A 499-nucleotide genomic window follows, 5' to 3' on the forward strand; every position below is an offset into this window, starting at 1 on the left:
CACCTACAACGGGAGCAGCAACTACAACACCTCCACCTCGGCGACCATCAAGCAGACGGTCGCCAAGGCCAGCACCAACACGGCATTGACCTCGGCGCCCGACCCGTCGGTGTTCGGCCAGGCCAAGGTCCTCACCGCCACCGTCAGCGCCACCGCCCCCGGTGCCGGCACCCCCACCGGGACGGTGTCGTTCTTCGACGGCATCGTTCTTGTGGGCACCGCCACCCTGGACGCCGGCGGCACGGCCACGTTCACCACCTCCACCCTCGGCGTCGGCATCCATGCGTTGACCGCCGTCTACGCCGGAAGCACCAGCTTCAACGGCTCCACCTCACTCATCGACCCCCAGACGGTCACCACGGCCGACACCACAACGGTGTTGACGTCCCTGCCCGACCCGTCGGTGTTCGGCCAGGCCAAGGTCCTCACCGCCACCGTCACCGCCACCGCCCCCGGAGCCGGCACCCCCACCGGCACGGTGTCGTTCTTCCACCGGCAC

General features: G+C 69.3%; 1 protein-coding gene. It reads left to right on the plus strand.

What is annotated here, in order from left to right:
* The coding region (locus OP86_RS32595; protein ID WP_033334519.1) for an Ig-like domain-containing protein at window positions 1-499 on the plus strand (499 nt) is incomplete at both ends.

Source organism: Streptomyces novaecaesareae, from assembly GCF_000716875.1.
Taxonomy (GTDB): Bacteria; Actinomycetota; Actinomycetes; order Streptomycetales; family Streptomycetaceae; genus Kitasatospora; species Kitasatospora novaecaesareae.